Origin of the sequence: Exiguobacterium sp. s91 (assembly GCF_018618915.1) — a bacterium.
GTDB lineage: Bacteria > Bacillota > Bacilli > Exiguobacteriales > Exiguobacteriaceae > Exiguobacterium_A > Exiguobacterium_A abrahamii.
In genome coordinates this window covers 685937-712213 of sequence record NZ_JACSMZ010000001.1, presented here as the reverse complement: position 1 = coordinate 712213, position 26277 = coordinate 685937, and the positions used below count along the sequence as shown (strand labels likewise).

Here is a 26277-nt window from a genome sequence, read left to right as displayed (position 1 = left end):
CCCCATTATAATTGAAAATCCGCACCAGCGATAGCTGATGCGGATACTCTTTTAAGAAGCGCGTTTTGTACGACCAAGTGTCCGACCTTTCATGACGAGCCAGAGCTGCGCGGCGATGAAGATCGAAGAATACATTCCCATGATCAACCCGACGAGCAGGGCGAGACTGAATCCACGGATTGCTTCGCTACCGAAGATGTAGAGTGCCGCTGCCGTCATGATGACCGTGACGACCGTATTGATCGAGCGAATGATCGTCTGTTGAATCGATTCATTGACGATGTGTGCCAATTCATCAAATGAGACTTTCCGTCCACCTTTTTCAGCAAGTCCGAGATTTTCTCGTACCCTGTCGAACGTAACGATCGTATCGTTGACCGAGTAACCGATGATCGTCAAGACGGCTGCGATGAAGTACAGATTGACTTCGATCTGGAACAGCGAGAAGAAAGCGATGATCATCAATGCATCATGTAGCAATGCGAGTACTGTCGCAATCCCGTAGAGCGGTTGGAACCGGAATGAGACGTAGATGACGATCCCGAGTGACGCGAGTAAGACCGCATAAATCGCGTTACGCGCGATTTCTTGACCAACTTGCGCCGAAACTGTCGAAATGCTTGGTTCTTTTTTGTATTTGGCTTCAATCGTTTGTTTCATTTCAGAAATCTGCTGTTGGCTGAATTCACCAACGAACGTGACGTTCGCTAACTTTCCGCCTTGAGCGAATTGAATACCATCGATTTCTTCCGCATCAATCCCGGCATCTTCAATGACAGAGCGGACGTCCGCTTCCTTGATTTGATTCTCAGAAGAAATCTCAACACGCGTTCCTTGCGTGAAGTCGATCCCGAGGTTCAGACCACGGAACGACAACAAGAGGACCGACACGATGACAAGCGCGATCGTGATTGCGAAATAGATTTTACGATGTTTGACGTAATCGAATTTCGTAGGATTAAAGCTCACGGATTTCACTCTCCTTTACACCGAACCATGATTTCTTCTTATCGAACCATCGGCTACTGACAAGGAGTTGCATCAGGTAACGTGAGACAAAGACGTTCGTGACGAACGTGACGGCGATCGAAACCATCAACATGATGGCGAATCCTTTGACCGTACTTGTACCAAAGTAGTACAACACGCCAGCAGAGATCAACGTCGTCAAGTTGGCATCAAGAATCGTACCGAACGAACGACGGTTACCGGCTTTGAATGCGGACAAGACAGATTTACCACTTCGTAATTCATCCTTGATCCGCTCAGCAGTGATGATATTCGCATCGACCGCCATCCCGACTCCAAGAACGAGTGCCGCAATCCCCGGTAACGTGAGGACGGCATTGATCCCGTTAAAGAAGATCATGACGAGATAGATGTAGAACAGCAACGTAATGATCGAAACGAATCCAGAGATCCGGTAGAACAAGAGCATGAACAAGAAGACCGCAGCTACACCAATCGCTGACGCGAAGAGCGTCTGATCAAGTGCGTCTTGTCCAAAAGCAGCAGAGACCGATGTCGAGTAGATTTCCTCGAGTTTGACCGGTAATGCACCGGCGTTTAGGATCGACGATAATTGTTTCCCGTACTCGGCATCGATATCGCCACCAGAAATGATCGCTTTATCCGAATTGATCGGTTGTGTGACCGATGCATCCGAGACGATTTTCGAGTTTGCTTTTTGAATTTCTTTTTCATACGAATCGCCTTTCTCATAATCGAGCCAGATGACGAGACGATTCGCAGGTGGTTGCATTTGTGAGACTTTTTGTGTCACTTCATAGAATTTCTCTTTTGATTTCATCGTCAACTCAACGAGTGGTTCATTCGTGTTCGGATCATACCCGACTTTTGCCCCTTTGGCTTTTAAGTCTGATCCGTCAAGCAACAACTTATCGTTGATGTCACGGAATGACAATTGTGCTGTCGAAGAGAGGATTTGACGCGCTTCCGTCTGATCCTTGACGCCAGCAAGCTGAACGCGAATCCGGTTATCGCCTTCGATCCGGATGTCTGGTTCAGAGACACCGAGGACGTTGACACGGTTCTCGATTGCCGTCAGCGTTGCACTCATCGCATTTTGATCGATGACGTCTCCTTCTTTCAGCGGTTGTACTTCATACAAGACTTCGAAGCCACCCTTAAGGTCAAGGCCGAGCTTCGTATCCTTCAACAACCATGACGATGTCGTACCGATCAGTACGAGCAACGCGATGACGACGATGAAGAATGTGGCAAGTTTCCCTTTCTTGATCATGCTACATTGTCCTTTCTCTAGTTCCCAGTATATTTTCAGACAACTTTGTTCTCCTACCCTAGCTTACAAAAGAAATGGTAATCTTAGCAAACGTTTTTCTCATATATAAACAGAAAAGACGCTCCGGAATCCGGAAAGCGCCTTTTCAATGCCTTATTCGACAGTTTCGTCGTCCATGACAGTCGTTGATTTTTTCGTCACTTCTGCGACAGCACTTCGGTTGAATGTCAATTGTGCATTACCTGACTTCAATGTCACCGTCATGTCGTCAACTTTTTGGACAACCCCGTGAAGACCACCGATCGTAACGATCGAGTCGCCGCGTGAGAGTTCATTTTGCATCTGACGCACTTGCTTCTGGCGTTTGTTCTGTGGACGGATCAACAAGAAATAGAACACCACGAAGATCAAGATCATCGGGAGGAATGTGATTAAGCCTTCCATCTGATTCAGCTCCTTTATCATTCAAATCACGTTCATTATACCGTGAAAGAATTGATTTGTCAGACGATTTGTTAGAAATTCTTTGCGTTCGGTAAATTGTAACCGTATTCTTCGAAAAATTCTTCCTTGAAATCGAGCAGACGATCCTCACGAATCGCTTGGCGAACGCCTTCCATCAACTTGACGAGGAAGTGAAGATTGTGTGTCGAACACAGATGCAGACCGAACGTTTCTTGCGCACGGATCAAGTGATGGATATACGAACGCGAGTAGTTCTTACACGCGTAGCAATCACATTTCTCATCGAGCGGACGGAAATCACGTGCATACTTCGCGTTCCGGACGACGAGACGTCCTTGTGATGTCATCAATGTGCCGTTTCGTGCGATCCGTGTCGGTAAGACACAGTCGAACATATCGATTCCGCGGATCGCACCCTCGATCAATGCGTCCGGTGAACCGACGCCCATCAAATAACGTGGTTTGTCTTCCGGCATGAGTGGTGTCGTGAATTCGAGCGCACGGTACATGACGTCTTTTGGCTCTCCGACTGATAGACCACCGACCGCATAACCAGGGAAATCAAGGGCAACGAGGTCTTTTGCACTTTGACGACGTAAGTCTTCGTATTCTCCACCTTGGATGATACCGAACAACGCTTGATCGTGTGGACGTTCATGCGCAGCAAGACAACGTTCTGCCCAGCGGCTCGTTCGTTCGACGGATGCTTTCATGTACTCGTGAGAAGCTGGGTACGGTGGGCATTCATCAAACGCCATCATGATATCTGAACCGAGTGCATTTTGGATTTCCATCGCTTTTTCCGGTGACAAGAACAATTTGTCCCCGTTCAAGTGGTTACGGAAATGAACACCCTCCTCAGAAATGTTCCGAAGATCAGCAAGTGAGAAGACTTGGAAACCACCTGAGTCCGTCAGAATCGCGCCATCCCAGTTCATGAATTTATGCAGACCGCCCGCTTCCTTGATGACATCATGTCCTGGACGCACCCAGAGGTGGTACGTGTTCGCGAGGATGATGTTCGCGTTCATGTCCTTGATTTGTTCCGGTGCCATCGTCTTGACCGTCGCTTGCGTTCCGACCGGCATGAAGACCGGTGTTTCAAAACTACCGTGCGGCGTGTGGACGATTCCTAACCGCGCTCCGGATTGTTTACATGTCTTGATATGTTCGTATGTTACCGCGTGTTTTGTCATTAGTTTCGTTCCTCTCTCGTTAAGAACATCGCATCACCGAAGCTAAAGAAACGATAGCCGTTCGCGACTGCTTCTTCATAGGCATGCAAAATGTGTTCCCGTGTCGATAATGCGGACACGAGCATGATCAATGTTGATTTCGGTAAGTGGAAGTTCGTGATCAGACCATCAATCCCTTTGACTTCCTGACCCGGAAAGATGAAGATGTCCGTCCAGCCCGTTGCTTCGACGAAGTCGCCATGGTCACGGATGACCGTTTCAAGCGTCCGTGTCGATGTCGTCCCGACCGCGATGATTCGTCCGCCTTGTTTCCGTGTTTCGCGTAGCAAGGCTGCTGAACTTTCCGGCAGTTCGTAGTACTCACTGTGCATCTTGTGACTATCGACGTCGTCGACCGAGACAGGACGGAATGTGCCAAGTCCTACATGTAGCGTCAACGGTGCGATCCGGACGCCTTTCGCTTTAAGCGCTTCGAGCAATTCCGGTGTGAAGTGAAGACCGGCCGTCGGTGCTGCCGCACTTCCGCGTTCCCGAGCATAGACCGTCTGGTAACGATCTTGATCCTCGAGTTGTTCATGAATGTACGGTGGCAGTGGCATCGTTCCGAGTTGGTCGAGCACTTCATAGAAAATGCCGTCATAGAAAAACTTCAGGATTCGTCCCCCGTCTTCAAGTGCTTCGACGCACTCAGCACGGAGTAACCCGTCACCAAACGACAAAATCGTTCCTGGTTTGACGCGTTTTGCCGGTTTCGCCAGTGTTTCCCAGACATCGTCACTCGTTTGCTTCAAGAGTAACAATTCGATCTTCCCACCCGTCTCTTCCTTCACACCAAAGAGACGTGCTGGTAAAACTTTCGTATCGTTGATGACGAGTGTATCACCTTCGCGGAAGTGGTCGACGATATCATGGAAGTGTTGATGCTGAATCGCACCCGTCTCCCGATCGAGAACCATCAATTTCGAACTCGTCCGGTCGAGCAATGGCACTTGGGCAATTTGTTCTTCTGGTAAATGAAAATCAAATAAGTTTACATCCATTGGTTCAATTTCCTTCTTTCAGTCCTAAATGTTGGCGGGCGAACGGTGTTAAGACACGTCCGCGCGGAGTACGTTGTAAAAAGCCTTGTTGCAGTAGATATGGTTCATATACATCCTCAATCGTCTGCGCATCTTCACCAATCGTTGCAGCGATTGTCTCAAGACCGACCGGACCACCGGCAAACCGTTCTGCAAGCGATCGTAGTAAACGATGGTCGACATCGTCGAGCCCAAGCGCATCGACATGCAAACGATCAAGTGCACTTGTCGCGAGCACGGCATCGATCTCGGTTTGATGGGCGACTTGAGCGAAATCACGGACACGCCGTAACAATCGGTTCGCGACACGTGGTGTTCCACGTGAACGAAGCGCGATGGCTTCTGCTGCAAGACGATCCGCTTCGAATCCGAACAATCGTGACGTCCGGGTCACGATAGCAGACAACTCTGACATCGTATAATATTCAAGCTTCAGCGTCACGCCAAAACGATCGCGGAGCGGTGCCGATAGCATCCCCGCACGTGTCGTCGCTCCGACGAGCGTAAACGGTGGTAAATCAATTCGAACACTGCGTGCGAGTTCCCCTTGACCGATGACGATATCGAGACAATAATCCTCCATCGCCGGATACAGAATCTCTTCGATTGATCGACTCAATCGATGAATCTCGTCGATGAAGAGGACATCACCCGGTTCCAGTGATGAGAGAATAGCAGCTAAATCACCCGGTCGTTCAATCGCAGGACCGGCTGTCGTCTTGATGCCGACTCCCATCTCGTTTGCGATGATTGTCGCAAGCGTCGTCTTCCCGAGACCCGGAGGACCATAGAGAAGCACGTGATCGAGTGTTTCCTGACGAATTTTTGCCGCCTCGATGAAGACACTTAAATTTCCTTTTGCTTTCTCCTGCCCGATATATTGCTCGAGCGTCTGAGGACGCAGACTCCACTCTTCTTGATCTTCCGCATGGGCGGATTCTGACAAAATGCGCTCTTCCATGTCCTCACCTCACATTCAATAACAACTGGAGTGCCCGTTTGACATATTGATCTGTCGACAGGACTTCTGCCTGCAACGCTTTTTTGACTTTCTCGACTTCTCGATCACTGTAACCAAGCGCCGTCAGAGCTTCACAAGCTTCATTCAGCTCAGCATTGCCTTGTGCGAACAAGCCTTCGCTCGGTACGTAATCCGGTGCGAGCTCGGCTAACTTTCCTTTTAGGTCGAGCGTCATTTGCTTCGCTGTTTTCTTGCCGACACCTGGGAATTTAACGAGATAACTTTCTTTCTCTTGTTCAATCGCTTCAACGAGCGCATCGACATTCCCTGATGCGACGATTGCGAGCGCTCCTTTAGGTCCGATTCCTGTGACACCGAGCAACTTCGTGAACAAGGCACGCTCACGACGGGAACGGAATCCAAATAAGACTTCTTGGTCCTCACGGACATAATGATACGTATATACGATGATCTGTTCGTCTCCGGTCCGATAAAAAAACGGGTTCGGTGCTACGATCTTGTAGCCAATCCCGCCAACTTCTACCGTCACGAATTCCGCACAGACATAAGCGACTTCGCCGCGTACGAATTCTATCAATGTGGAACGCTCCCATCCTTAAACAAACTCTCGTGTTATTGTAGCATACATCTTCGTTTGGCTTCAAAGCGTTCTTCAGCAAAAATCAACACATACGTTCGCTCTCTCGATCAGAAGACAAAAAAGCGTGATCGTTCGCACGACCACGCTCTCCCCTTTATTTTTATGAACGCGCAAGCATCCGTTCGAGTGCCAACACGGCATGCCGCGTCGTCTCTGCGTCGACTTTAATGACGTTGACCGGGTCACCTGCTTCGACTTGTTCGAGCGCCCACGCCAAGTGCGGTAAGTCGATCCGGTTCATCGTCAGACACGGACACATGAACGGATTGAGTGATACGATATCGAGTTCCGGATGAGTCGACGCGAGGCGATTGACGAGGTTCATCTCTGTTCCGATCGCCCACTTCGTTCCCGGGGCAGCCTGTTCGATTTGTTGAATGATGTACGCCGTTGATCCGTTGAGATCTGACGCCGTCACGACTTCATGCGAGCATTCCGGGTGGACGAGAATCTTTCGCTCCGGATCCGTCTTGCGGAACTGTTCAATCTGACCGACCGTGAATTTCTCATGGACCGAACAGTGTCCTTTCCATAAGATGACGCGGACGTCCTGGTCCTCCCCATCAAAAACGAGTTCATCCTTGATCGGATCCCAAATCGCCATCTGTTCTAACGGAATTCCGAGTGCGTGCGCCGTATTGCGACCGAGGTGTTGATCCGGCAAGAAGAATAAGATGTCGCGTTCAGCAAGCGCCCACTCGACCATCTGGACAGCGTTCGATGACGTCACCGTCGCCCCACCGTGACGACCGACGAATGCTTTGATGGCTGCCGTCGAATTGACATACGTCAACGGTAAAATCGACTCCCCGAACCGTTTCGTCAAGATCGTAAAGGCACGCTCCGTTTGTGTATCGTTCGCCATATCCGCCATCGAACAACCAGCACGCATGTCAGGCAAAACGACCGTATGTGACGCATCCGTCAGCATGTCTGCCGTCTCTGCCATGAAGTGAACACCACAAAAGACTGTATATTCCGCTTCTGTCATCTGCTTCGCGACTTGCGCGAGCTGGAGCGAATCTCCCGTCGCATCCGCGAACTGGACGACTTCATCTTTTTGATAGTGGTGGGCAGGTAAGAATAAGCGACTGCCCATCCGTGCTTTGACCCCTTCGATGATCGCGATCAAGTCTGCTTCTGATTGCTGTAAGTATGACGCTGGAATTCCCTCGTGACGTAATAGATCAAATGACATCTTTTTTTCCTCCTTCGATTTTCATGCTGATATCGAGTGCTGTTGCTGAATGAGTAAGTGCTCCAAGTGAGATGACGTCTGCTCCGCTATCCGCGAAGTCCGATAATGTGTCTACCGTGATCCCACCGGATAGTTCGATTGTGATATGCGGTGGAATCAATTGCCGGAGCTGTTTAATTTCTGCTGGCGTCCGATTATCGAGCATGATGATATCGACTTCTGCAGCCACTGCCTCAAGCACTTCCGCTTCCGTCTCGACTTCAACTTCGATTGGTGTCGTATGTCCCGCGACACGTTTTGCTCGCGTCACCGCTTCCGTAATCGATCCCGCTACTGTGATGTGGTTGTCCTTGATCATGACAGCGTCATCGAGACGTCCGCGATGACTATATCCACCCCCGACGCGAACGGCATGTTTTTCGAGCATTCGTAATCCAGGGGTCGTCTTTCGTGTATCCGCGATTCGGATTCGTCCTGCTGCTACCTCGACCGCTTGACGTGTCTTCGTCGCAATCCCGGATAAGCGTTGCACTAGGTTCAAGGCGACCCGTTCTCCGCTTAAAATGTCCTGTAACGAACCAGACCACTCGGCAAGGAGTGTTCCTCGCGTGACGATCGTCCCTTCCGCTACATGAATCGTCACGTCGACTTGTAAGAGATGTGCCATCTCCCGAATGATGTCGACTCCGCAAAAGACACCGTCTTCCTTTGCTAGAAAACGACCGGTCCCACGTTCTTGTCCCGTCAGACATCCTTCACTTGTGATATCCCACTGTCCGATGTCCTCGATTAAAAATGCTTCCAGTTGTTGCCGTAACTGCCACTTGTTCAACGTTCTCATCCTCTCCTGTCAACCGACTCCTTGCTCCTTCAAGCAACAGACATGCCGTTACGTGACGTAATCGATTCTCTTCTGCTTCCTGTCCGGATTCGTCTAATGTCCAGCTTTTTAACTCTTCTAAACTATCTTCTATTTGCTTAACATCCATTTCGACACTAATGACCTGTGATAGACGGTCTGTTACGGAACGAAGTGTTCCTGGGCGTCGTTTGACTTGTTTGACTAAAAGTTCCGGTAACAACTTAAGCTGTTCTGCTACTGCTTTCCCCATGACGACACATTCAAGGAGCGAGTTCGACGCCAGACGATTTCGACCGTGTAGTCCAATCGATGCTGTCTCGCCGACCGCGTAAAGTCCTTCGACATGCGTCTGCCCCGTCAGATCCGTTTCGATCCCGCCCATTAAGAAATGAATGCCTGGTGCGATTTCAACGAGATCCGGATTTATGTTCAGTTTTTCACATTTTTTAACAAACGTTGGAAACCGTTTTGTCCGATCGATGACTTTTGACGTATCGAGATAGACTGGTTCACGTTTTCGCACCTCATGGATTCGTTTTGCGACTTCATCTCGCGCCGCTAAATCTTGCATCGGATGATCCGCCATAATCCGGTCGCCATTTTTCGTTACAAGCGTCGCTCCTGCACCTCGCAATGCTTCCGTGATCAAACCTTCCGAACGACCTGCATGAACGAGTACCGTCGGATGGTGCTGAATATAACCGAGATCACGAATCGTCGCCCCCGCTTCAAAGGCGAGCGCAATCCCGTCTCCTTGAATCGATGGATCATTCGTCGACGCCGCGAATAATCCACCCACTCCACCGGTCGCGAGAATCGTTGCGCGCGCCACAATCTCGATCGGCTCTCCATGGCTATATCCGACTGCACCTACTACCTGCCCATTTACTTGAATCAACTCTGTGATACGTGTCTGCTCGAGAATCGGAAATGGTACTTGCGGCATCAACGTCTCCATGATCCGTTTACCAGTCTCGTCGCCGCCAGAGTGATAAATCCGAGGCAAACGATGTGCTCCTTCACGACCGAGCAAAAACTCTCCTTCGGACTGATCGAATGGAACGCCTTGTCGTAACAAAAATTCCATCGCCTCGGTTCCCGATCGGGTGACGTAATCGACGACGGACGGATTGATACGCCCTTTTGCTGCTTGGCACGTATCTTCAAAGTGACCACGATGATTGAATTCTGCATAAGCGGAAGCAATCCCACCTTGTGCTCGGACGGAATTCGTCTCAAACCGCGAATCTTTCGAGACGAGTAATGCGTCCATCCCTGATGGAAGATGCAGGGCGACTGAAATTGCGGCAAGTCCCGTTCCAATGATCAACACATCCGTCTCAAGCCTTTTATGTAAAGACATATGTTTTACACCTCTATATCTAAATGTTTACTATTGACTTGACAATAAGTTTGGCATACTTTTAGCTGAGTGACAAGACGAAAGGACAGGATTTTTTCATGATCTATCTCGATTACGCAGCGACGACTCCGCTGCATCCACAAGCACTCGATCATTATCAACAAGCCGCTCAGTCGTTCTACGGCAACAGTTCTTCTCTTCATGACATCGGTGGGAACGCTGAACGTTTACTCGAACGAGCCCGTCAGTATCTGATGCAACAATTGGCTCAACAAGAAGGAACCGTCATCTATACAGGGAGTGGATCAGAAGCGAATTATATTGCTTTGACACATCTGATGCGACAGAGTAACAAATCAGTTGTCTTGACACTTCAATGTGAACACGACTCGGTCTTGCTTCCGCTTGCACGCTGGGCACAAGAAACACGACACCTTTCTTTATTACCGGACGGAACGTTCGATTGGGAACAGTTCGTCGCAGCTTGTACGGACGAAATCGGTGTTGTCTCGATTCAACATGTCAATTCGGATACGGGATTTCGTTTTCCGGTCGAACGGATCGCAGCATACTGTCAATCGCGCGGGATTCTGTTTCATTGCGATGGTGTCCAAGGATTTTTAAAAGATGCAATCAACATCGACGCTTTTGATGCCTACACGATGAGTAGTCATAAAGTGTATGGACCAAAAGGATTGGGTGCCCTGTATTTGCGGCGTCCACTCTTCAGCCCTTATTACGAGGGACACCACGAATTCGGAATCCGTCCAGGCACAGTAGACGTTCCAGGAATTGCCGCGTTCATCGCTGCCTGTGAGGCGTCTCGATTAGAAAATCCAGGAATCCAAGCTTCAAGCCGTCGATTTCGTGGTATGCTAAAAAAAACATTGTCTTCGTCTCGTTACACGATGATTGAGTCGCCGACGCAACTCGCTTCCATCTGCGCCATCCATACGAAGCAACGGGACGGTCAATACGCGTTGCTCGCCTTGAATCGTGCTGGAATCGCGGTTTCCGCTGGTAGTGCCTGTCGGGCTGGAGAAAACGGTCCGAATGCGACATTACGTGCCATCGGCTTTGACGAATCAGCGGCTCATGGGTTGATTCGACTCAGTTTTGGAAGACACACGACGAACGAAGAAATCGAACAGTGCATTGATGTGTTGAACACAATTTCATGACACTGGAGAAAGGTAGGAGACATGATGGGGAAACGCATCTCCGGAGAAGAACGCCGGAAATCATTACTTCGTATGATTGAGGAAAGTGAGCAACCTGTCACAGGAACGGCACTGGCGAAACAAGCAGGTGTCAGTCGCCAAGTGATCGTGCAGGATTTATCATTGTTAAAGGCAAAAGGATATCCTGTCATCGCGACAGCTCGTGGCTATTTCATCAATGATCCGGAAGTCGACGGTTCAAAATTACGTCGCAAGATCGTTTGCCGTCACGGCATCGATCAGTTAAAGGATGAGTGTGACGCCATCGTTGACGAAGGGGTCGTCGTCCGCGATGTCATCATCGAACATCCCGTCTACGGCTTCATCACTGGAGAATTGATGCTGAAAAGCCGCCGAGATGTCCGCGTACTGCTAGAGCAGCTAAAGGAGACGCAAGCCACTCCACTCTCGAGCCTGACGGACGGAGTCCATATTCATACACTGGAAGCGGAGCATGAAGAAGCACTGGAAGCAGCCATTGCGAAACTCGATCGTCTCGGAATTCTCGTTTCGGAGCTCGATGTCTGAACATACAAAAACCGCCTATTCCAAAGGAATAAGCGGTTTTTTTATCGTTCAATCGGTTCAAGTCGTGTCTCCGGCATCGTAGATGGCGGATCGAACGTTGCTAAGACTTTGCGGACGCGTCGGTTTTCGATATGCAAGACGGTCAACGTGACACGTTCATAACGCATCGCCGTTCCGACGTCCGGCAATTGTCCGCTTTCCTCCATGATCCATCCCCCAAGAGACTGGGCGTCCGTGTCCGGCATCGTCAATTGAAATTGCTGACAGAAGTCTTCAATGTCATACTCTGCTAGACATTCGTATTGCTCTGGACCAATCCGTTTCGTATATTCCAATGATTCATCGTGTTCATCCCAAATCTCCCCGACGATTTCTTCTAAAATATCCTCAAGGGTGATCAGACCTGCCGTCCCTCCGAATTCATCAAGGACGACTGCCATATGTGACTGTTTGACTTTGAGTTCCGGTAATAAATCCATCAATCGTGTCTGTGGTACGACGAACGATACCGGTCGAATCCATTCTCGGATATCAACGGAGCCGTTCTTCACGTATGCACGCAGAAAGTCCCGCTCCGATAATACACCGATGACGTGATCAATCGAATCCTTATAGACCGGTAGACGAGAATAGCCACCCTTCTGGACCTCTGCAAGGATGTCTTCAAGCCGCGCATCAATATCGATTGCCTGAATATCCATGCGTGGTGTCAGTGCATCCTCAACCGTCACATGTTGAAAATCAACCGCTTGGTGAACGAGTTCCGCCTCTGCAAGCCCCATGATCCCCTCTTCCTGACTGATATCAACGAGTGCCTTGAGTTCCTGTTCGGTCACGAGCGGTCCTTTCGGATCTGCTCCAATCAACCGAAGCGCAAACTGACGTAAGCGGAGTAACAGAAAAACGAGCGGTCGAAAGCACAGTAAGAAGAAACGAAGCGGACGTCCGATTAATAACACGTAACGTTCCGTATGCTCACGGGCATACGACTTCGGAATCAATTCTCCAAACAATAGCATCAAAAAGAACAGCGCGAGAAAGGCAACGGTTTGTGTCGCTATCGTCTCGACGAACTGAATGATCCACCAACCACCAAATAAGATAAAGGCGACGTTGACGATCGTATTCCCAATCAAAATCGAAGTCAGTGTCTCTTCGTAACGTTGAAGTAAGCGAAACACACGGGACGCACGCGCGTCCCCTGCTTCTGATTGGTGCAACAACCGCAACCGATTGACACTCGCGAGTGCTGTCTCGGCTGAGGAAAAGAACGCGGATAACATGAGAATCGGAATTAACCAAACGACTGAAATCATGGGCAATGGGTCCACGATGCTTTCACACTCCGTTTCCTAATGGAATGAACCGCTTAGAATGATGACTCGACGAATTCGAACTCGAAATCACGGATTCGAACGACGTCGCCGTCGATCGCACCAAGACGACGCAACTCTTCGTCGACACCCATTTGACGCAGTGTCCGAGCGAAACGTTTAATCGATTCTTCACGCATGAAGTTCGTCATCGTGAAGAGTTTTTCGATGCGTGGTCCTTTGATGACGAAGCAATCGTCTTCATCTTTCGTGATCGTAAAGCCAGCTTCTGGTGCTTCGTAACCGTAGACGACACGTGGTGTCGCTGTTTTCTCTTCGAGTTCCTCAAGACCGAATTCTGGTGTTGCATCGACGAGGTCAGCGATTCGGAATAACAGATCGCGTAAACCTTGACGTGTTGCTGCTGAAATCTCGAATACTTCAAGCTCTGGGAAAGCTTCCTTGAAGGCTTCAAGATGTTCTGCCGCATCTGGCATGTCCATCTTGTTCGCGACGACGACTTGCGGACGTTCTGTTAAGCGGAGATTATAGTCCGCGAGTTCTTTATTGATGATGTTGTAGTCTTCGATTGGATCGCGACCTTCCATCCCGCTCATGTCGATGACGTGGACGATGACTTTCGTCCGTTCGACGTGACGGAGGAACTGGTGACCGAGTCCGACACCTTCACTTGCACCTTCGATCAATCCTGGCAAGTCAGCCATGACGAAACTACGGCTATCTTCCGTTTCGACGACACCGATGTTCGGTGTGATCGTCGTGAAGTGATATGCGCCGATTTTCGGACGTGCGGCTGAAACGACGGATAACATCGTTGATTTTCCGACGCTTGGGAAACCGACGAGACCGACGTCTGCTAGCATCTTCAGCTCAAGTTTCAAGTACTTCTCTTCTCCTGGCTCACCGTTTTCAGCATGCTCAGGTGCTGGGTTGGCTGGTGTCGCAAAACGTGTATTTCCACGTCCGCCACGTCCACCTTTTGCGACGATCGCTTGTTGTCCGTGATGGACGAGGTCAGCGATGACCGCATTCGTATCATCATCGTAGACGACTGTACCGGGTGGGACCTTGACGATTAGGTGCTCGGCTTTACGACCGTGCATCCCTTTTGACATACCGTTTTCACCTTGAACCGCTTTAAAGTGGCGTTTGTAACGGAAGTCCATCAATGTCCGAAGCCCTTCGTCGACTTCGAGGACGACGTGAGCCCCGTGACCACCGTCACCGCCAGCAGGACCGCCGTCCGGAACGTATTTCTCGCGACGGAACGCTACTTGCCCACGTCCTCCGTCACCTGCTTTTACATAAATATTTACCTGATCGACAAACATGTCGGATCCCTCCTCTTACTTCTCTTCCTCAAACGGAAGACTTTCAATCTCAATCACACACTCATTTTCCGTCTGCGACTCGATTTCCATCGGCGTCACTAGATCCTCAAGGCGCGACATATCTAGTAGATCCCGATAGATCTCGATGGTCACGCCCTCGTGGAAGGTCACGGATACTTCTCCTACTCCTACATCAATCATGGCGATGGCCGCTTCGACGAGTTGCTTCAGCCGCTTATCTTCCATGTGGGGTGCTCCGATGACATCATACGTCACAGTTTTGCCTGACCATTCAGCTTGCAGTAACGCCAGTGCGGTTTTCGGCAATCCGATTCGCGCTAGACGTCCTTCCCGTGATGCTTGCTCCCGGTACGCCGAACAGATCGACTCGACTGCTTGTTCGTCTCCGATCGCGCCATACGAACGGACGAGTTGTATCCGGTTCAACCACTCGTGACGAAGAGTCTTCAAAAGATCAAGTACCTGCTGTTCCTCCATCGGTCGTTCCCTCCTAAAAAAAACAGACCCTAACCCTCGAAAGTGGCTAGAGTCTGCTTCGTCGATCCTTATGCTGGGTAAACGCTGACTTGTTTCTTGTCGCGTCCGAGACGTTCGAAACGAACGACACCAGTTGCAGTTGCGAAAAGTGTATCATCGCCACCACGTCCGACGTTCATACCTGGGTGAATCTTCGTACCGCGTTGACGGTAGAGGATTGAACCAGCAGAAACAGTTTGACCGTCTGCACGTTTCGCCCCAAGGCGTTTCGATTGCGAGTCACGACCGTTCTTTGTCGAACCTACCCCTTTTTTCGATGCGAAGAACTGAAGATTAAGTTTCAACATGTGGAATCCACCTCCTATACTTGTTCAAGTTGGATAAACTCACCGTAACTTTCAGCGATGGTACCAAGTTGGACCAAAGTCGCTTCCAGTAACAATTGGGTGCGCTCACTGACATCCGGTGCTAAGTCAGCGTACGGTTCTACATAAAAGTAGCCACCCTCTTGTTGTTCTGCCATTTCAAGGAGCAGGACCTGCCCGAGTAATGCTTCTATGGCATTGTATGCCCCGAAGATCACCGACGAGACGCCGGCACAGACAAGGTCGAGACCTGGTTCTGCGAACTCGGCATGTCCTGTCACTTCGATGGAGCGGACGAGTTCCGCTTCATCTCGTCGAATCTTGACACGTATCATGGCTTACGCTTCGATTTTCTCGATGCGGACCTTCGTGTAAGGTTGACGGTGACCTTGCTTACGACGGTAGTTCTTTTTCGCTTTCATTTTGAAGACAGTGATCTTTTTCGCGCGAGCGTGTTTGATGACCGTTGCTACGACCTTCGCACCTTCTACGAGTGGAGCGCCGACTTTAACATCGTCACCACCAAGGATCAATACTTCACCAAATTCAACTGTGCTGTCGACGTCTGCGTTTAATTTCTCAACGTAGATTTCTTGGCCAGCTTCAACTTTGACTTGTTTACCACCAGTTTTGATAATTGCGTACATTACGTGCACCTCCTCTTAGGAACTCAGACTCGCCATCACGGGCAGCGGATGCTTTAAAACCCGGTCTGTGCGGTTGTAGTCATTTGGGTGCTTCCAAACGAACTAACGTTATTCAGAATACCAAACGTTCTTCTACCTTGTCAATGCTGTTCTGAAGGATTATTCCGATCGCTTGATGAAATCGAGACAGTCCTGTGACGACCCCGTGAACAGGACCGCTGGATCGCCTTCGAGCACATGGACTTCGAGCGGTTGACGAGAGATGAATTCGTCTTGCAACAGATGCCGTGGTGCGCGAATCACGACCGCTTCCGCATAGGTCGCAATCTCAAGTAACTTCGGTTCAATCAAGCGATAGACACTCAATCGCGTCCACTGTCCGGATTCCTGTGAGCGTTCCTGTAGCGATTTCCCGTGACGTTGTCGTGTCAGTTCGCATAAGCCCATCTTCGTAAAGCCATAGACTTCGATTTGTTTCGTCTCGAGCGCCGCTCGTTCTTTGAGGAGTTGCGTCACCCGTGTCTGACCTTTACTAGAGCCACGTAAAAAATCGATCGCAATCATACCGCTAATGTTGCGCAACCGTAATTGGCGCATGACTTCGACGGCAGCCGCTTCATTGATTTGATCAAACGTCCGCTTTTGTTCCTTGACGGAGATCGTCTTCCCACTGTTGACGTCGATGACAGTCATCGTCTCGACCTCTTCAATCAAGAGATACGCTCCCCCGTCAAGCCAGACGACCCGTTGCATCGCCTTCTCGATTGCGCCATCGATCGCTTCCATCTCAGGTAAGCGTCCTTTTCGTAGCGACCGTTCGACGGACAGACCAAGCAATTCCAGGCGTTCCTTTTCCTGACGCGTCATGACGAGCGCATCGGTGACATGTGGAAGTCGTTTTGCTTCTTGAACGATCAGTGCCTCGTCTTGTTCAAGACGCGGTGCCTGCAAAAGTTCTTTATGTCGTGTCCGTAATGACTGAAGCTCTTGCTTCAATTCGTCAATTGATGCTTTTGCTGCCTCCGTCCGGTAGAGAATCCCCTCTTCGTCCGTCGTCGTCAATTGCTCCGCCAGTTGACGCTGAACGACGAGATCCAGCTTTCGACTGAAACGGATGCGTCGCCCGTACGGGAAATAAACGAGATAACGTCCACCATAGGTGATGTTCTGCGTCACTTTGTGTTGTTTCGGTGCGACTCCTTCCTTGACGACCTGGACGAGTAACGTCTGTCCGACCTGGACGGCTTGTCCGATCGTCGGTACGTCCGGATAGCGACGAAGTGCTTCCACCGTTTCATTCAGCGGTAAGTAAAGCGGTGTGCCGTCAGTCGCAATCAAAAAGGCTGCTCCGAGCGTCGGATGCAACCGGTCGACCTTGGCATAGACGAAAGTGCCAACCCGGATCTCATCGCGCATCCGCTCATGATATTCAATTAATCGACCGCCTTCGACCAATGCCAATCGTTCAAGCGAAGCGGTCTGTTCACTAATCCATCGCATACTGATCCCTCCAAAAAAATTAGACTAGGCGCGACGATGTCGTCCTAGTCTAATTTCCCATTCTTATTTCATCCCAAGCATCTTCTTCAATTTGACGAAGAAGCCTTTTTGCGGTTGTTCATTTAAATCAAGCAGTGGTACAGATTCTCCGAGAATCCGGCGAGCAATGTTCCGGTAGCCGAGTCCAGCCCGGTTATCCGGATTCATCGTCACAGGCACACCACGGTGGGAAGCGGCGATGACTTCTTCATCATCGATGATCAGACCAAGCAGATCGATCGAAAGGATACGCATGATTTCATCGATGTCGAGCATATCACCTGATGCCATCATGTGTGAACGTACCCGGTTGATGACGAGTTTCGGAACGATGTTTCGTTCTGAGCGCTCGAGCATCCCGATGATCCGGTCCGCATCTTGAACGGCTGCTTTTTCCGGTGTCGTCACGACGACGGCTTCATCGGCTCCAGCGATCGCATTCATGAAGCCTTGTTCGATTCCGGCAGGGCAATCGATCAAGACGAAGTCGTATTCGAGTTTCAGTGTATCGATGATTGCCTTCACCTGTTCGGGTGTGACGGAGGACTTATCCTTTGATTGAGCAGCAGGCAACAGATACATCTCTTCAAAACGTTTATCGCGGACGAGCGCTTGGTGCAACTTACATTGCCCTGTCACGACGTCAACGATGTTATAGATACTCCGGTTATCGAGACCAAGCACGATATCCAGATTACGTAACCCGATATCCGTATCAACGAGGCAAACGGAATGTCCCATCAATGCAAGTGCTGTTCCGATGTTTGCAGTCGTCGTTGTCTTTCCGACGCCACCTTTACCGGATGTGACGACGATGGCGCGTCCCATGTTCGTCTTCGCCTCCATATGTACCTGTTCTTTCACTTGTTCCATATCCGTCACCCTCTTTCACTATCAATCGCAAACTGATCCATCCGCGCGAGCGGAACGGTTTGAAGGCGGGAGAATTCCACCCCGTCTTCGCCTAAAAATGCACAACCCATATCGAGAGCAGGAATCGGTGCGTCGTCCGGTTCTTCGTGGACGGTGCCAGCGACTGCGACCCATTTCGGTTGCAATACACTCGCAGCGATGACGGCTTCCGTATTGCCACCTTTACCTGCATGAACGGTACCACGTAAAGCACCGAGACAATAGATACTTCCTGTCGCATGGACGACCGCACCCGGATTGATATCTCCGATGATGACGATCGATCCTTCGACGTCTAATACGTGCCCACTGCGTGCCGTTCCACCGAAGTAATGAAACGTTCGCTCTCCGTACAAGGCTTTTGCCTCGTCCTTCGTGATGCACTCACTATCATAGCCTTTGAAAGAGAAGGAATCATGTCGCGCGACGATAGATTCGACGGCCGTCAACACCCCTTCATCGACATAACGTCGACCGAAGAAGAAGGTGATCGGTACGGCGCGTCCGTTCTCGACGGATTTGTCCGCAAGCGTCAACTCTAAATCGTCAAGAAATTCATCCACACTGCACCTTTCATTCACATAGACGGCGAGGCCACCACGATGACCTTTCATCGTTACATAACGTTTACGCTCAATCATGACTCATCCTCTTTTCTCGTCAAGGGTCGACTGCACGAGTCGGGTCATCGGATAATACAGGATGATGATCCCGATCAACTGCGCAACCAGACTCCTTGGAATGATCTGTGTCGCGAGCTCCTGGAAGGAGACTCCGACACCCACGACCGAAGCCGTGAAGAAATATATATCGAGCTCATACAAAATGGCACTGAACGTGAACGTGACAAGAATCGTCAATACGTTCTCCTTTACATATTTTAGCACGAAGCTACTAAAAAGCGGAATGGCGGATAACGCAAATAAGTAAATGCCGATGATATCGGAATACACGAAATCATACAGCAATCCGAAAACGAGTCCGAATCCGAGTGCCTGTTCAAGTTTTCCGTACCGACCGAGGAACATCAGCCCGATCAATGTCGCATGGATGACGTACGGCGAACCATCTCCGAGTGGTCCCGCGAACAACGTCCCTTCTAAGATAAAAAGAAGGAACACGGCGAAAAACAACTTAACGTTATTCACGAGTGTCCCCTCCCTTATCGGTCTCAGCGAAAGGTTCCTTCGCTTCGCGCTCAATCACGAAGACATGACCGAACTGTTCGAAGTCTGCTGCCGGTTTGACGTATGCGATTTTTGAAGCCCCATACTGATCGGATTTCACTTCCTCGATTTTTCCGATGACGATTCCGCTCGGATACTTTCCACCGAGACCGGACGTCGTGACGGTCTGCCCTTTTTTCAGCTTCGCATCATTCGGAATTTTCGTGAACTTGAGTAATTTCGTCTCTTCATCAAAGCCTTCGATCGTACCGAAGACTCCTTTTCCTTTCGTGTCATCTGCCGTTGCCGAGACGTTATTCGTCCGACTTGTATCTGACATCAACTGCACGAGGGATGTATAAGCACTCGCCTGGATGACGCGACCGATCAGTCCATCTGCTGTTACGACGGCCATGTTCGCCTTGACTCCTTTTTGTTCGCCGATGTTAATCGTGACGAACCGTTGCCATTCGGACGATGTCCGACCGATCATCTCTGCCGGTAACAATTTGTAGTCGCGAATCGATCCGTTCAGGTCGAGCATGTCTTTCAATTCTTTATTCTCACGTTCAAGATCACGGACTTTGACGGCATTGCCGGCATAGTCACTTAAGCGTGATTTCAAGTGTTCGTTCTCTTTGTACACGTCACGCACTTCTTTAATCGAAGTGACCGTATCATCAATCCAGCCAATCGGTGTCGCGAAAAGGCGTTGACCGACGCCCACGGTATCACGCACGAAGCTTTGATACCAGTGGGATTGGTTACGCCCTTGTAGCGAAATCCCGATCAAGATCACCAAAAGGAGAAAACTAAGGAGTGTGATGAGCAGTTTTCGATTATTTAAAAATCGCTTCATCGCTCATCCCGTCCTTATCTTTTTTGCGAGATGCCTGATTTCGAACGAAGGACATTCATCATCTCGAGTGATTTTCCTGTACCGATTGCGACACAATCGAGTGCATTTTCTGCAACGAGTGTCAAAATACGTGTTTCGTCTTCGATGACAGCGTCGAGGTTCTTCAAGAGTGCCCCACCGCCTGTCAAGACGATTCCGCGGTCCATGACGTCTGCTGATAATTCAGGAGGCGTCTGCTCAAGCGTGTGTTTGACACCTGCAAGAATCGCTTCGACCGTATCCGAGAGTGCGTCACAAATTTCCGCACTTGTGACTTCGATCTGTTTCGGAAGACCTGTGACGAGGTCACGTCCACGGATTTCCATCGTTTCGTTCTCTGACTCTTCATCGATGCGAGCGTAACCGATCGTCATTTTCAACGTCTCAGCTGTCCGCTCCCCGATCATCAAGTTGTACTTCGATTTGATGTAACGAATGATCGACTCATCCATCTCATCACCACCGACACGGATCGATTGGCTCGTGACGATACCACCGAGTGAGATGACAGCAACTTCTGTTGTACCACCACCGATATCAACGACCATCGAGCCTGTTGGTTCTGAAACCGGAAGACCAGCTCCGATTGCTGCTGCGAATGGTTCTTCGATCGTATAAGCTTCACGCGCACCTGCAAGTTTCGCTGCATCTTCGACCGCACGTTTTTCGACCGATGTGATACCACTTGGTACACAGATCATGACGTTCGTCTTAGAAGAGAACAAGCCTTTTTTCTTCGAAGCTTGATCCATGAAATATTTGATCATCGTAGCGGTTGTTTCATAATCCGCGATAACCCCGTCTTTCATCGGGCGTCGTGCAGTCACGTTACCCGGCGTACGACCGATCATGTTTTTTGCCGCGTTACCGACAGCTTCAATTTTCCCTGTATCCGTACGGAAGGCGACGACGGACGGTTCGCGGACGACGATTCCTTGCCCCTTTACATACACAAGCGTGTTAGCCGTACCTAAGTCAATGCCGATTTCACGGCTGAATGATCCAAACATTATTCAAAAAACCCCTCTCTGAGAATACACTTCACTAATTATAACGGAAAAGCCTTCATTGGAAAGCGTTAAAACGTTACAGCTTGTTTACAGTTCGCCTTAGAAAACACACAAAAAAACGTCTGACGGAAAGAATCGAAACTTTCCCTTCAGACGTTATTCTTACATAAATCCGCGCTGTTTCATACTAATAAATTGTCCATGCCCGATGATGATGTGGTCAAGACAACTGATTCCAATGAGTCGTCCCGCCTCAACGAGTCGCTCGGATACCTCGATATCTTCCCGACTTGGCGTCGGGTCCCCAGACGGATGATTGTGGACGGCGATGAAGTTCGCAGCCGAGCAGCGAATCGCTTCCCGGAAGACGTCTCGCGGGTGGACGATCGACGTGTTCAATCCTCCGATGAATAACGTCTTTTTCGAGACGACCTCATTTTTCGTATTCAAATACAGGCAGATGAAGTGTTCCTGCTGATAGAGGCGCATCTCTTCTAACAACAGTTCCGCTGCGTCTTCCGGTGAGCGGATCGTCGGCCGTACCCATTTCGGTTCCGTGACGAGACGACGACCAAGTTCTAGTCCAGCCATGATTTGTAGTGCCTTCGCCTTCCCGACCCCAGGTGCTTTTTCAAGTCCGCCGACTCCGGCTGCCTCGAGTTCGATCAATGAAGGATAGATGTGCAGTAATTCTTCCGCGATTTCAAGTGGTGTCCGGTCGCGCGTCCCGCTTCGGATGAGACACGCCAGTAACTCGACTGTCGTCGCTTGTGCCAAGCCTTTCAACTGAACCATATCCTTCGGCCATTCAATCACAGCATCCGACCTCTCTGTTTCAGGATTACGCAAACATCGGCTTGATTTCAAAGAACGCGAGACGTTTTGTGATCTCGTGGATCGGCAGTCCGACGACATTATAGTAATCGCCCTCGATCGCCTCGACGAACAGACCACCCATCGCTTGGATGCCATAGCCACCCGCTTTATCATAGGGCTCGTTCGTCGCGATATAGCCTTCCATCCACTCGTCTGGTAATGCACCAAAACGGACGTGCGTCGTCACGTCGAACGTCTCTTCCTTCTCTCCGAAGCGAATCGTCACGCCTGTCACGACTTCATGAGCACGTCCTGACAGACGCGCAAGCATCGCCCGCGCTTCAGAAATATCCGCCGGCTTCTCAAGAATCATGTCATCGATCGCGACGACCGTATCGGCAGCCAGAATGACACCATCTGCTGTAATCGCTCGCGCTTTCTTTTGTGATAGATGGCGGACGTATTCATGCGGTGACATCGGGTATGGTGCTTCTTCGACGACATTCGCCGGTACGACTTCATGAGGAATCCCGATTTGTTGTAGGAGTTCCGTCCGACGTGGTGAAGCCGATGCGAGAATCAAGTGTGGTTGCGTTATCATCAGTATCACGTTCTTTCCCGTTAATTTCGAATCGGATAATTCGAGTCATCGTTTAGTCTAACAAAAAACAAGCGGTCCCTAACAGTCTAGGAACCACTTGTTTTATCTTAATTTCCTGTCACATCGACAAACGGATCCGACTTCGGTGTCTTCTCCTCGAGTGGGGTTTGCTTATCCGGCGTCAGCTTCGTCAAATCCGGACGATAATACGATTCGATCTCGACTGTGAACGAGAGCATCTCATCCTCAAGTAAGACTGTTCCACTGCCTGGACCTGGTTCTTCCGGTCCTGACAACTGGATTTGGCGTAAGACCGTGATTCGATCCGTCCGCTCAATTTGTTTTAAGAATGCCATCAGTTCAACATACGATGGGGCTTCGACTGTTAGTGATGCCGGAAGCGGTGTTGCATTCGCTGTGACCGGTGCTACGGCAGTTGTTTCAGCCTGATCTGATTCCGTCGCCATCGCTCCGTCAACTGCAGGCGTTGATGTCACCGGTGACTGCGGTGCTGCCTCTGTCGCCTGACCAAACGTGATCGACTGGACTTTGACACCGGCAATCTGACTCGACGCATTAATTGCATCGATGACGTCATCGTTTGACGCCGTCACCGGAACTTTTTGCTGCAAAAAGCTCGATTCAGCGACGTCGACTTTCTGTTCGTTCGCTTTCGCTTGCTCGAGTACCATCTGTTCTCGCTTCAACGTCGCTTCTTTTTCTTGCAATGTTTGATGCGTCGTATACGTCGTATAACCGAAGTAACCGACCGCACCGAGGACGATCAAGATCGTTAGACCGAGGAGGATGAAGCTACTATAACGTTTCAATTGTCCGGTACCTCCTCGATTTCAGTCGTTACATTCGGATCAGTCGTCTCCGTCGTATCGGTCTCAGGAGTCGCTTCCGTCGAGCCATCCGTTTCCGATTCAGACGGCTGATCTTCTTTTGGTACTTCCGGATCAGCCTCGTTCGTCTCACCTTTGACGACTTCCGTCGGGTTGACGTTTAACGAGAATTGTCCGATATAACGGGGTTCTTCTGATTTGGCATCGTCAGACGGTGTAATTTCCGTCGTCGGGACTTCTTGTCCGGTCGTCGGATCAACCGTCGTTGTCGTGACGACGTCTGCCTTTTCATTCATCGTTCGTGTCGTCACGCTGGCAAGATTCGTTCCTGAGAAGACTTTATCCGTCAGTAGCTCGCGATAAAAATCGTTCAGTTCATCAAGCGTCTCGAATTGTGTCGTCATCGTCACGGCATGATCTGCTCCATAGGCGAATTGAAGAATGTAACCGCGCTCCGGGAGATAACGGGTAATCCGCTCAAGTGTTGGTACAGCAGGACGAGGCGTCGTTTCGAGTCCTTCGACCGTCTGTTTAAGTTGTGCAACTTCTTGTTTCGCCGATTGATCCGATTCCGACTGCAACTGACGGACGATCTGGATTTGATCGTTCGTCGATTCGACGCGGTCCGCGAATTGATCGGTTTGCCAGTAGAGATAGCCACCGGCGAGTCCTCCGAACAATAAGAGGATCAATGAAGCGACGAGTGGGTACTTCGGTGCTTCATCGTTTTCCGGTAACAAGTTGATGCGGTCTTTTCGCGGTGAAGCAAGACCAGCGAGTGGTAAGTAGGCCCGTGGAATCGACTGTCCGTCAATCGTCATCATGTCTGGAATCTCATCAAGGTTTAAATCGAAGTTTGACCGGAAACGCGTCGCCAGTTCATCACGGAACGGGAAGTCGCCGGCAAGGACGACGTTCGTGATTTCCCGTCCTTCGCGCGCGAGTGAAAAACGATAGAAATCGAGCACTCGTGAGAACTCGAGCAACATCTCGTCTAAGACGAGTTCGACCGTCGGATCATCTGAACGGTAACGGTAATGCAGTTGGTCGTCGATGACATCAACATCCCACGCGTCAGCCGCAAACGTATCAACGGAGCGAATCAAACGCGGCACGTGATCTTCGATGATGATCAGCTGATGGTTTGTTGCATTCGCATTCCAGATCAATAACGTATCGGCTTCCGTTGCGACCGGATGATGGGCTTCAATCCCGAAGTAGGTTGCGAGCGGTTGTGGTTCAGCTGCGACCAGTCGTAAATGCTTTTGTTTGAACAGTTGCGTATATTGCTTCAGCGCCTCGTTTGGCGCGGCATAGAGCATGATTTCTCGCTTGCCGTCTTCTTCCAGAACCGTGTAATCAAAATACGGTTCTTCAAACGGCAAGACGATACTATGTCCAATTTCCATGAATAAGTAACCGCGAATTTGATTCGTCTCGATCGTTTCCGGAATATCGAGTTTCCGGGCGAGAACGAGTGAACCATCAAGCGCCAGCACCGCTTGCGAGCCACGTGGTACTTTCAGCTTCGTCAGTAACCCGTCAAAGATGAAATCAAGCGAGGCTTCCGGTTGCAACCAGCCTCCTTGCAGTGTTCCCGGCGGCAGCGCGATGACTGCCCGGCGCTTAATGACGCCTTTTTTGACGACTGCACCGAAAATTGCGACATCGGTGAAATTAAAGTAAATATATGTACCTTTACGCCGTTGCGCCATATGTACATTCTTCCTTTCTTAAAGCAGCAAATCGAGGTACCACGATACCCAATCATCCGCAAAATAATATGTCAGTAATGTCCCGACGGCAATCGACGGAACGAAGGGAATTGGTTGTTTCCGTTTCACGCGTCCGAGTCCAAGTAACGTTAAGCCAAGAACGGAACCGACGAATGCCGAGACGAACAAGGCAATGATGACGTGAAGCGGTCCAAGGAAGATCCCGAGCAGTCCGAACAACTTGACATCCCCTGCCCCCATACCACGCCGGGAAGCAAGAAAGATGACGAATAATAGAACGAATCCGACGATTCCACCAATAATTGGATTATACCAGTTTTCGAGTGGAGAAAGGTAGCGCACAATCAAGGCAATCGGCAAAAAGATGAGCAAAATTTTATTCGGGATCAGCATGTAGGCTAAGTCCGACATCGTCAAGATGAACAACAAGCTCGTCAGGACGAGCGTCAATGCGAGTTCCATCGACCAGCTAAACTGCCAGAAGGCATAGGCGTAAAGAATTCCTCCAAGTAATTCAAGCGCTGGATACTTGATTGAGATCGACTGTCCACAAGAGCGGCACTTCCCACCGAGCACAGCGTAACCGAGTACCGGTGTTAATTCGAGCGGTCCAAGAACATGTCCACACGTTGGACAATGAGAGCGCGGATGAACGATCGACTCCCCGACCGGAACGCGCAGACCGACGACGTTCGTAAAAGACGTGATGAGTAAGCCTAACAAGAAAAAATAAACCGTGAAGACGATCGTCATGACACGACCTCCCTTTCAAAAAAGTTC

At 50.0% G+C, this 26277-nt stretch carries 27 protein-coding genes, 1 pseudogene and 1 other annotated feature; of the genes and pseudogenes, 2 read left to right on the top strand and 26 right to left on the bottom strand.

The window, feature by feature from the left end; all coding sequences use genetic code 11:
* Positions 1-51 precede the first annotated feature (51 nt).
* From secD to KNQ06_RS03450, 9 genes and pseudogenes are all read right to left on the bottom strand, one after another.
* Positions 52-2263: pseudogene (secD, locus tag KNQ06_RS16950) on the bottom strand (protein translocase subunit SecD).
* A 153-nt stretch (positions 2264-2416) separates the two neighbouring features.
* The gene (gene yajC / locus KNQ06_RS03485; protein WP_029342244.1) at positions 2417-2707 is read right to left on the bottom strand and encodes a preprotein translocase subunit YajC; all 291 of its coding nucleotides are present in this window, start codon (positions 2705-2707) and stop codon (positions 2417-2419) included.
* A 71-nt stretch (positions 2708-2778) separates the two neighbouring features.
* Positions 2779-3924, bottom strand: coding sequence for a tRNA guanosine(34) transglycosylase Tgt (gene tgt, locus KNQ06_RS03480; RefSeq protein ID WP_029342245.1), 1146 nt, complete (start codon positions 3922-3924; stop codon positions 2779-2781).
* A complete protein-coding gene (gene queA / locus KNQ06_RS03475; protein ID WP_023468934.1) occupies positions 3924-4964 on the bottom strand; it encodes a tRNA preQ1(34) S-adenosylmethionine ribosyltransferase-isomerase QueA in 1041 nt (346 codons plus the stop codon). The genes tgt and queA overlap by 1 nt, the downstream gene beginning before the upstream one ends.
* A 4-nt stretch (positions 4965-4968) precedes the next feature.
* Positions 4969-5964 (bottom strand): Holliday junction branch migration DNA helicase RuvB, encoded by a 996-nt coding sequence (ruvB, locus tag KNQ06_RS03470; protein ID WP_023468935.1) that lies wholly within the window; start codon positions 5962-5964, stop codon positions 4969-4971.
* 4 nt (positions 5965-5968) lie between these two features.
* Positions 5969-6562 carry a Holliday junction branch migration protein RuvA gene (ruvA, locus tag KNQ06_RS03465; RefSeq protein ID WP_023468936.1) on the bottom strand — a complete coding sequence of 198 codons (594 nt, stop codon included), beginning with the start codon at positions 6560-6562 and terminating at the stop codon, positions 5969-5971.
* Positions 6563-6725: 163 nt separating this feature from the next.
* Positions 6726-7823, bottom strand: coding sequence for a quinolinate synthase NadA (gene nadA, locus KNQ06_RS03460; RefSeq protein WP_215147350.1), 1098 nt, complete (start codon positions 7821-7823; stop codon positions 6726-6728).
* Positions 7813-8655: a carboxylating nicotinate-nucleotide diphosphorylase gene (gene nadC, locus KNQ06_RS03455; RefSeq protein WP_215147348.1), complete on the bottom strand. Its 843-nt coding sequence runs from the start codon at positions 8653-8655 to the stop codon at positions 7813-7815. The genes nadA and nadC overlap by 11 nt, the downstream gene beginning before the upstream one ends.
* Positions 8579-10048, bottom strand: coding sequence for an L-aspartate oxidase (locus KNQ06_RS03450; RefSeq protein ID WP_215147345.1), 1470 nt, complete (start codon positions 10046-10048; stop codon positions 8579-8581). Before KNQ06_RS03450 ends, nadC begins: the two co-directional genes overlap by 77 nt.
* Positions 10049-10146: 98 nt before the next feature.
* On the opposite strand from KNQ06_RS03450, the gene KNQ06_RS03445 reads away from it, so the two are divergent.
* Together KNQ06_RS03445 and KNQ06_RS03440 are read left to right on the top strand one after the other, a co-directional pair.
* Entirely contained in the window at positions 10147-11229 is a 1083-nt protein-coding gene (locus KNQ06_RS03445) for a cysteine desulfurase family protein (RefSeq protein WP_215147343.1), read from the top strand.
* Between the two features lie 24 nt (positions 11230-11253).
* Positions 11254-11796 (top strand): transcription repressor NadR, encoded by a 543-nt coding sequence (locus tag KNQ06_RS03440; protein WP_133207575.1) that lies wholly within the window; start codon positions 11254-11256, stop codon positions 11794-11796.
* A gap of 41 nt (positions 11797-11837) precedes the next feature.
* Here the strand turns inward: KNQ06_RS03440 and KNQ06_RS03435 are convergent, their stop codons facing one another.
* From KNQ06_RS03435 to KNQ06_RS03355, 17 genes are all read right to left on the bottom strand, one after another.
* Positions 11838-13112 carry a hemolysin family protein gene (locus KNQ06_RS03435; protein WP_251133471.1) on the bottom strand — a complete coding sequence of 425 codons (1275 nt, stop codon included), beginning with the start codon at positions 13110-13112 and terminating at the stop codon, positions 11838-11840.
* Positions 13113-13165: 53 nt separating this feature from the next.
* On the bottom strand, positions 13166-14461 hold the full coding sequence (obgE, locus tag KNQ06_RS03430) for a GTPase ObgE (protein WP_149427670.1): 1296 nt from the start codon (positions 14459-14461) through the stop codon (positions 13166-13168).
* Positions 14462-14476: 15 nt separating this feature from the next.
* Positions 14477-14959 (bottom strand): Spo0B domain-containing protein, encoded by a 483-nt coding sequence (locus KNQ06_RS03425; protein WP_215147339.1) that lies wholly within the window; start codon positions 14957-14959, stop codon positions 14477-14479.
* A 68-nt stretch (positions 14960-15027) separates the two neighbouring features.
* Complete coding sequence (gene rpmA / locus KNQ06_RS03420; RefSeq protein ID WP_012370976.1) at positions 15028-15306, bottom strand: 50S ribosomal protein L27; 279 nt, start codon at positions 15304-15306, stop codon at positions 15028-15030.
* Between the two features lie 14 nt (positions 15307-15320).
* Entirely contained in the window at positions 15321-15659 is a 339-nt protein-coding gene (locus KNQ06_RS03415; RefSeq protein ID WP_023468945.1) for a ribosomal-processing cysteine protease Prp, read from the bottom strand.
* A gap of 3 nt (positions 15660-15662) precedes the next feature.
* A complete protein-coding gene (gene rplU / locus KNQ06_RS03410; RefSeq protein ID WP_012370978.1) occupies positions 15663-15971 on the bottom strand; it encodes a 50S ribosomal protein L21 in 309 nt (102 codons plus the stop codon).
* Positions 15972-15986: 15 nt separating this feature from the next.
* Positions 15987-16056, bottom strand: a sequence feature (ribosomal protein L21 leader region).
* A gap of 74 nt (positions 16057-16130) precedes the next feature.
* Positions 16131-17471, bottom strand: coding sequence for a ribonuclease E/G (locus KNQ06_RS03405; RefSeq protein ID WP_215147337.1), 1341 nt, complete (start codon positions 17469-17471; stop codon positions 16131-16133).
* 63 nt (positions 17472-17534) lie between these two features.
* Positions 17535-18338 carry a septum site-determining protein MinD gene (minD, locus tag KNQ06_RS03400; RefSeq protein WP_029342255.1) on the bottom strand — a complete coding sequence of 268 codons (804 nt, stop codon included), beginning with the start codon at positions 18336-18338 and terminating at the stop codon, positions 17535-17537.
* Positions 18339-18388: 50 nt separating this feature from the next.
* Positions 18389-19063, bottom strand: coding sequence for a septum site-determining protein MinC (locus KNQ06_RS03395; RefSeq protein WP_035406484.1), 675 nt, complete (start codon positions 19061-19063; stop codon positions 18389-18391).
* Positions 19064-19066: 3 nt separating this feature from the next.
* On the bottom strand, positions 19067-19570 hold the full coding sequence (gene mreD, locus KNQ06_RS03390) for a rod shape-determining protein MreD (protein ID WP_023468949.1): 504 nt from the start codon (positions 19568-19570) through the stop codon (positions 19067-19069).
* The gene (mreC, locus tag KNQ06_RS03385; RefSeq protein ID WP_215147335.1) at positions 19563-20447 is read right to left on the bottom strand and encodes a rod shape-determining protein MreC; all 885 of its coding nucleotides are present in this window, start codon (positions 20445-20447) and stop codon (positions 19563-19565) included. Before mreC ends, mreD begins: the two co-directional genes overlap by 8 nt.
* A gap of 14 nt (positions 20448-20461) precedes the next feature.
* The gene (locus tag KNQ06_RS03380) at positions 20462-21496 is read right to left on the bottom strand and encodes a rod shape-determining protein (RefSeq protein WP_029342258.1); all 1035 of its coding nucleotides are present in this window, start codon (positions 21494-21496) and stop codon (positions 20462-20464) included.
* Positions 21497-21658: 162 nt separating this feature from the next.
* Entirely contained in the window at positions 21659-22291 is a 633-nt protein-coding gene (gene radC / locus KNQ06_RS03375) for a RadC family protein (RefSeq protein WP_215148234.1), read from the bottom strand.
* A gap of 46 nt (positions 22292-22337) precedes the next feature.
* Positions 22338-22913: a Maf family protein gene (locus KNQ06_RS03370; RefSeq protein ID WP_215147333.1), complete on the bottom strand. Its 576-nt coding sequence runs from the start codon at positions 22911-22913 to the stop codon at positions 22338-22340.
* A gap of 107 nt (positions 22914-23020) precedes the next feature.
* On the bottom strand, positions 23021-23743 hold the full coding sequence (locus KNQ06_RS03365) for a YfgM family protein (protein ID WP_215083845.1): 723 nt from the start codon (positions 23741-23743) through the stop codon (positions 23021-23023).
* A complete protein-coding gene (locus tag KNQ06_RS03360; RefSeq protein WP_215083843.1) occupies positions 23740-25476 on the bottom strand; it encodes a type IV pilus biogenesis protein PilM in 1737 nt (578 codons plus the stop codon). Before KNQ06_RS03360 ends, KNQ06_RS03365 begins: the two co-directional genes overlap by 4 nt.
* A gap of 18 nt (positions 25477-25494) precedes the next feature.
* Complete coding sequence (locus tag KNQ06_RS03355; protein ID WP_215147331.1) at positions 25495-26250, bottom strand: prepilin peptidase; 756 nt, start codon at positions 26248-26250, stop codon at positions 25495-25497.
* Positions 26251-26277: the final 27 nt, after the last annotated feature.

What these genes read in the sequence shown, in the direction of transcription:
- yajC (WP_029342244.1), bottom strand. Translation starts at nt 2,707, where the DNA reads ATGGAAGGCTTAATCACATTCCTCCCGATGATCTTGATCTTCGTGGTG.
- tgt (WP_029342245.1), bottom strand. Translation starts at nt 3,924, where the DNA reads ATGACAAAACACGCGGTAACATACGAACATATCAAGACATGTAAACAA.
- queA (WP_023468934.1), bottom strand. Translation starts at nt 4,964, where the DNA reads ATGGATGTAAACTTATTTGATTTTCATTTACCAGAAGAACAAATTGCC.
- ruvB (WP_023468935.1), bottom strand. Translation starts at nt 5,964, where the DNA reads ATGGAAGAGCGCATTTTGTCAGAATCCGCCCATGCGGAAGATCAAGAA.
- nadA (WP_215147350.1), bottom strand. Translation starts at nt 7,823, where the DNA reads ATGTCATTTGATCTATTACGTCACGAGGGAATTCCAGCGTCATACTTA.
- KNQ06_RS03450 (WP_215147345.1), bottom strand. Translation starts at nt 10,048, where the DNA reads ATGTCTTTACATAAAAGGCTTGAGACGGATGTGTTGATCATTGGAACG.
- KNQ06_RS03445 (WP_215147343.1), top strand. Translation starts at nt 10,147, where the DNA reads ATGATCTATCTCGATTACGCAGCGACGACTCCGCTGCATCCACAAGCA.
- KNQ06_RS03440 (WP_133207575.1), top strand. Translation starts at nt 11,254, where the DNA reads ATGGGGAAACGCATCTCCGGAGAAGAACGCCGGAAATCATTACTTCGT.
- KNQ06_RS03435 (WP_251133471.1), bottom strand. Translation starts at nt 13,112, where the DNA reads ATGATTTCAGTCGTTTGGTTAATTCCGATTCTCATGTTATCCGCGTTC.
- obgE (WP_149427670.1), bottom strand. Translation starts at nt 14,461, where the DNA reads ATGTTTGTCGATCAGGTAAATATTTATGTAAAAGCAGGTGACGGAGGA.
- KNQ06_RS03425 (WP_215147339.1), bottom strand. Translation starts at nt 14,959, where the DNA reads ATGGAGGAACAGCAGGTACTTGATCTTTTGAAGACTCTTCGTCACGAG.
- rpmA (WP_012370976.1), bottom strand. Translation starts at nt 15,306, where the DNA reads ATGTTGAAACTTAATCTTCAGTTCTTCGCATCGAAAAAAGGGGTAGGT.
- KNQ06_RS03415 (WP_023468945.1), bottom strand. Translation starts at nt 15,659, where the DNA reads ATGATACGTGTCAAGATTCGACGAGATGAAGCGGAACTCGTCCGCTCC.
- rplU (WP_012370978.1), bottom strand. Translation starts at nt 15,971, where the DNA reads ATGTACGCAATTATCAAAACTGGTGGTAAACAAGTCAAAGTTGAAGCT.
- KNQ06_RS03405 (WP_215147337.1), bottom strand. Translation starts at nt 17,471, where the DNA reads ATGCGATGGATTAGTGAACAGACCGCTTCGCTTGAACGATTGGCATTG.
- minD (WP_029342255.1), bottom strand. Translation starts at nt 18,338, where the DNA reads ATGGGACGCGCCATCGTCGTCACATCCGGTAAAGGTGGCGTCGGAAAG.
- KNQ06_RS03395 (WP_035406484.1), bottom strand. Translation starts at nt 19,063, where the DNA reads ATGATTGAGCGTAAACGTTATGTAACGATGAAAGGTCATCGTGGTGGC.
- mreC (WP_215147335.1), bottom strand. Translation starts at nt 20,447, where the DNA reads ATGAAGCGATTTTTAAATAATCGAAAACTGCTCATCACACTCCTTAGT.
- KNQ06_RS03380 (WP_029342258.1), bottom strand. Translation starts at nt 21,496, where the DNA reads ATGTTTGGATCATTCAGCCGTGAAATCGGCATTGACTTAGGTACGGCT.
- radC (WP_215148234.1), bottom strand. Translation starts at nt 22,291, where the DNA reads ATGGTTCAGTTGAAAGGCTTGGCACAAGCGACGACAGTCGAGTTACTG.
- KNQ06_RS03370 (WP_215147333.1), bottom strand. Translation starts at nt 22,913, where the DNA reads ATGATAACGCAACCACACTTGATTCTCGCATCGGCTTCACCACGTCGG.
- KNQ06_RS03360 (WP_215083843.1), bottom strand. Translation starts at nt 25,476, where the DNA reads ATGGCGCAACGGCGTAAAGGTACATATATTTACTTTAATTTCACCGAT.
- KNQ06_RS03355 (WP_215147331.1), bottom strand. Translation starts at nt 26,250, where the DNA reads ATGACGATCGTCTTCACGGTTTATTTTTTCTTGTTAGGCTTACTCATC.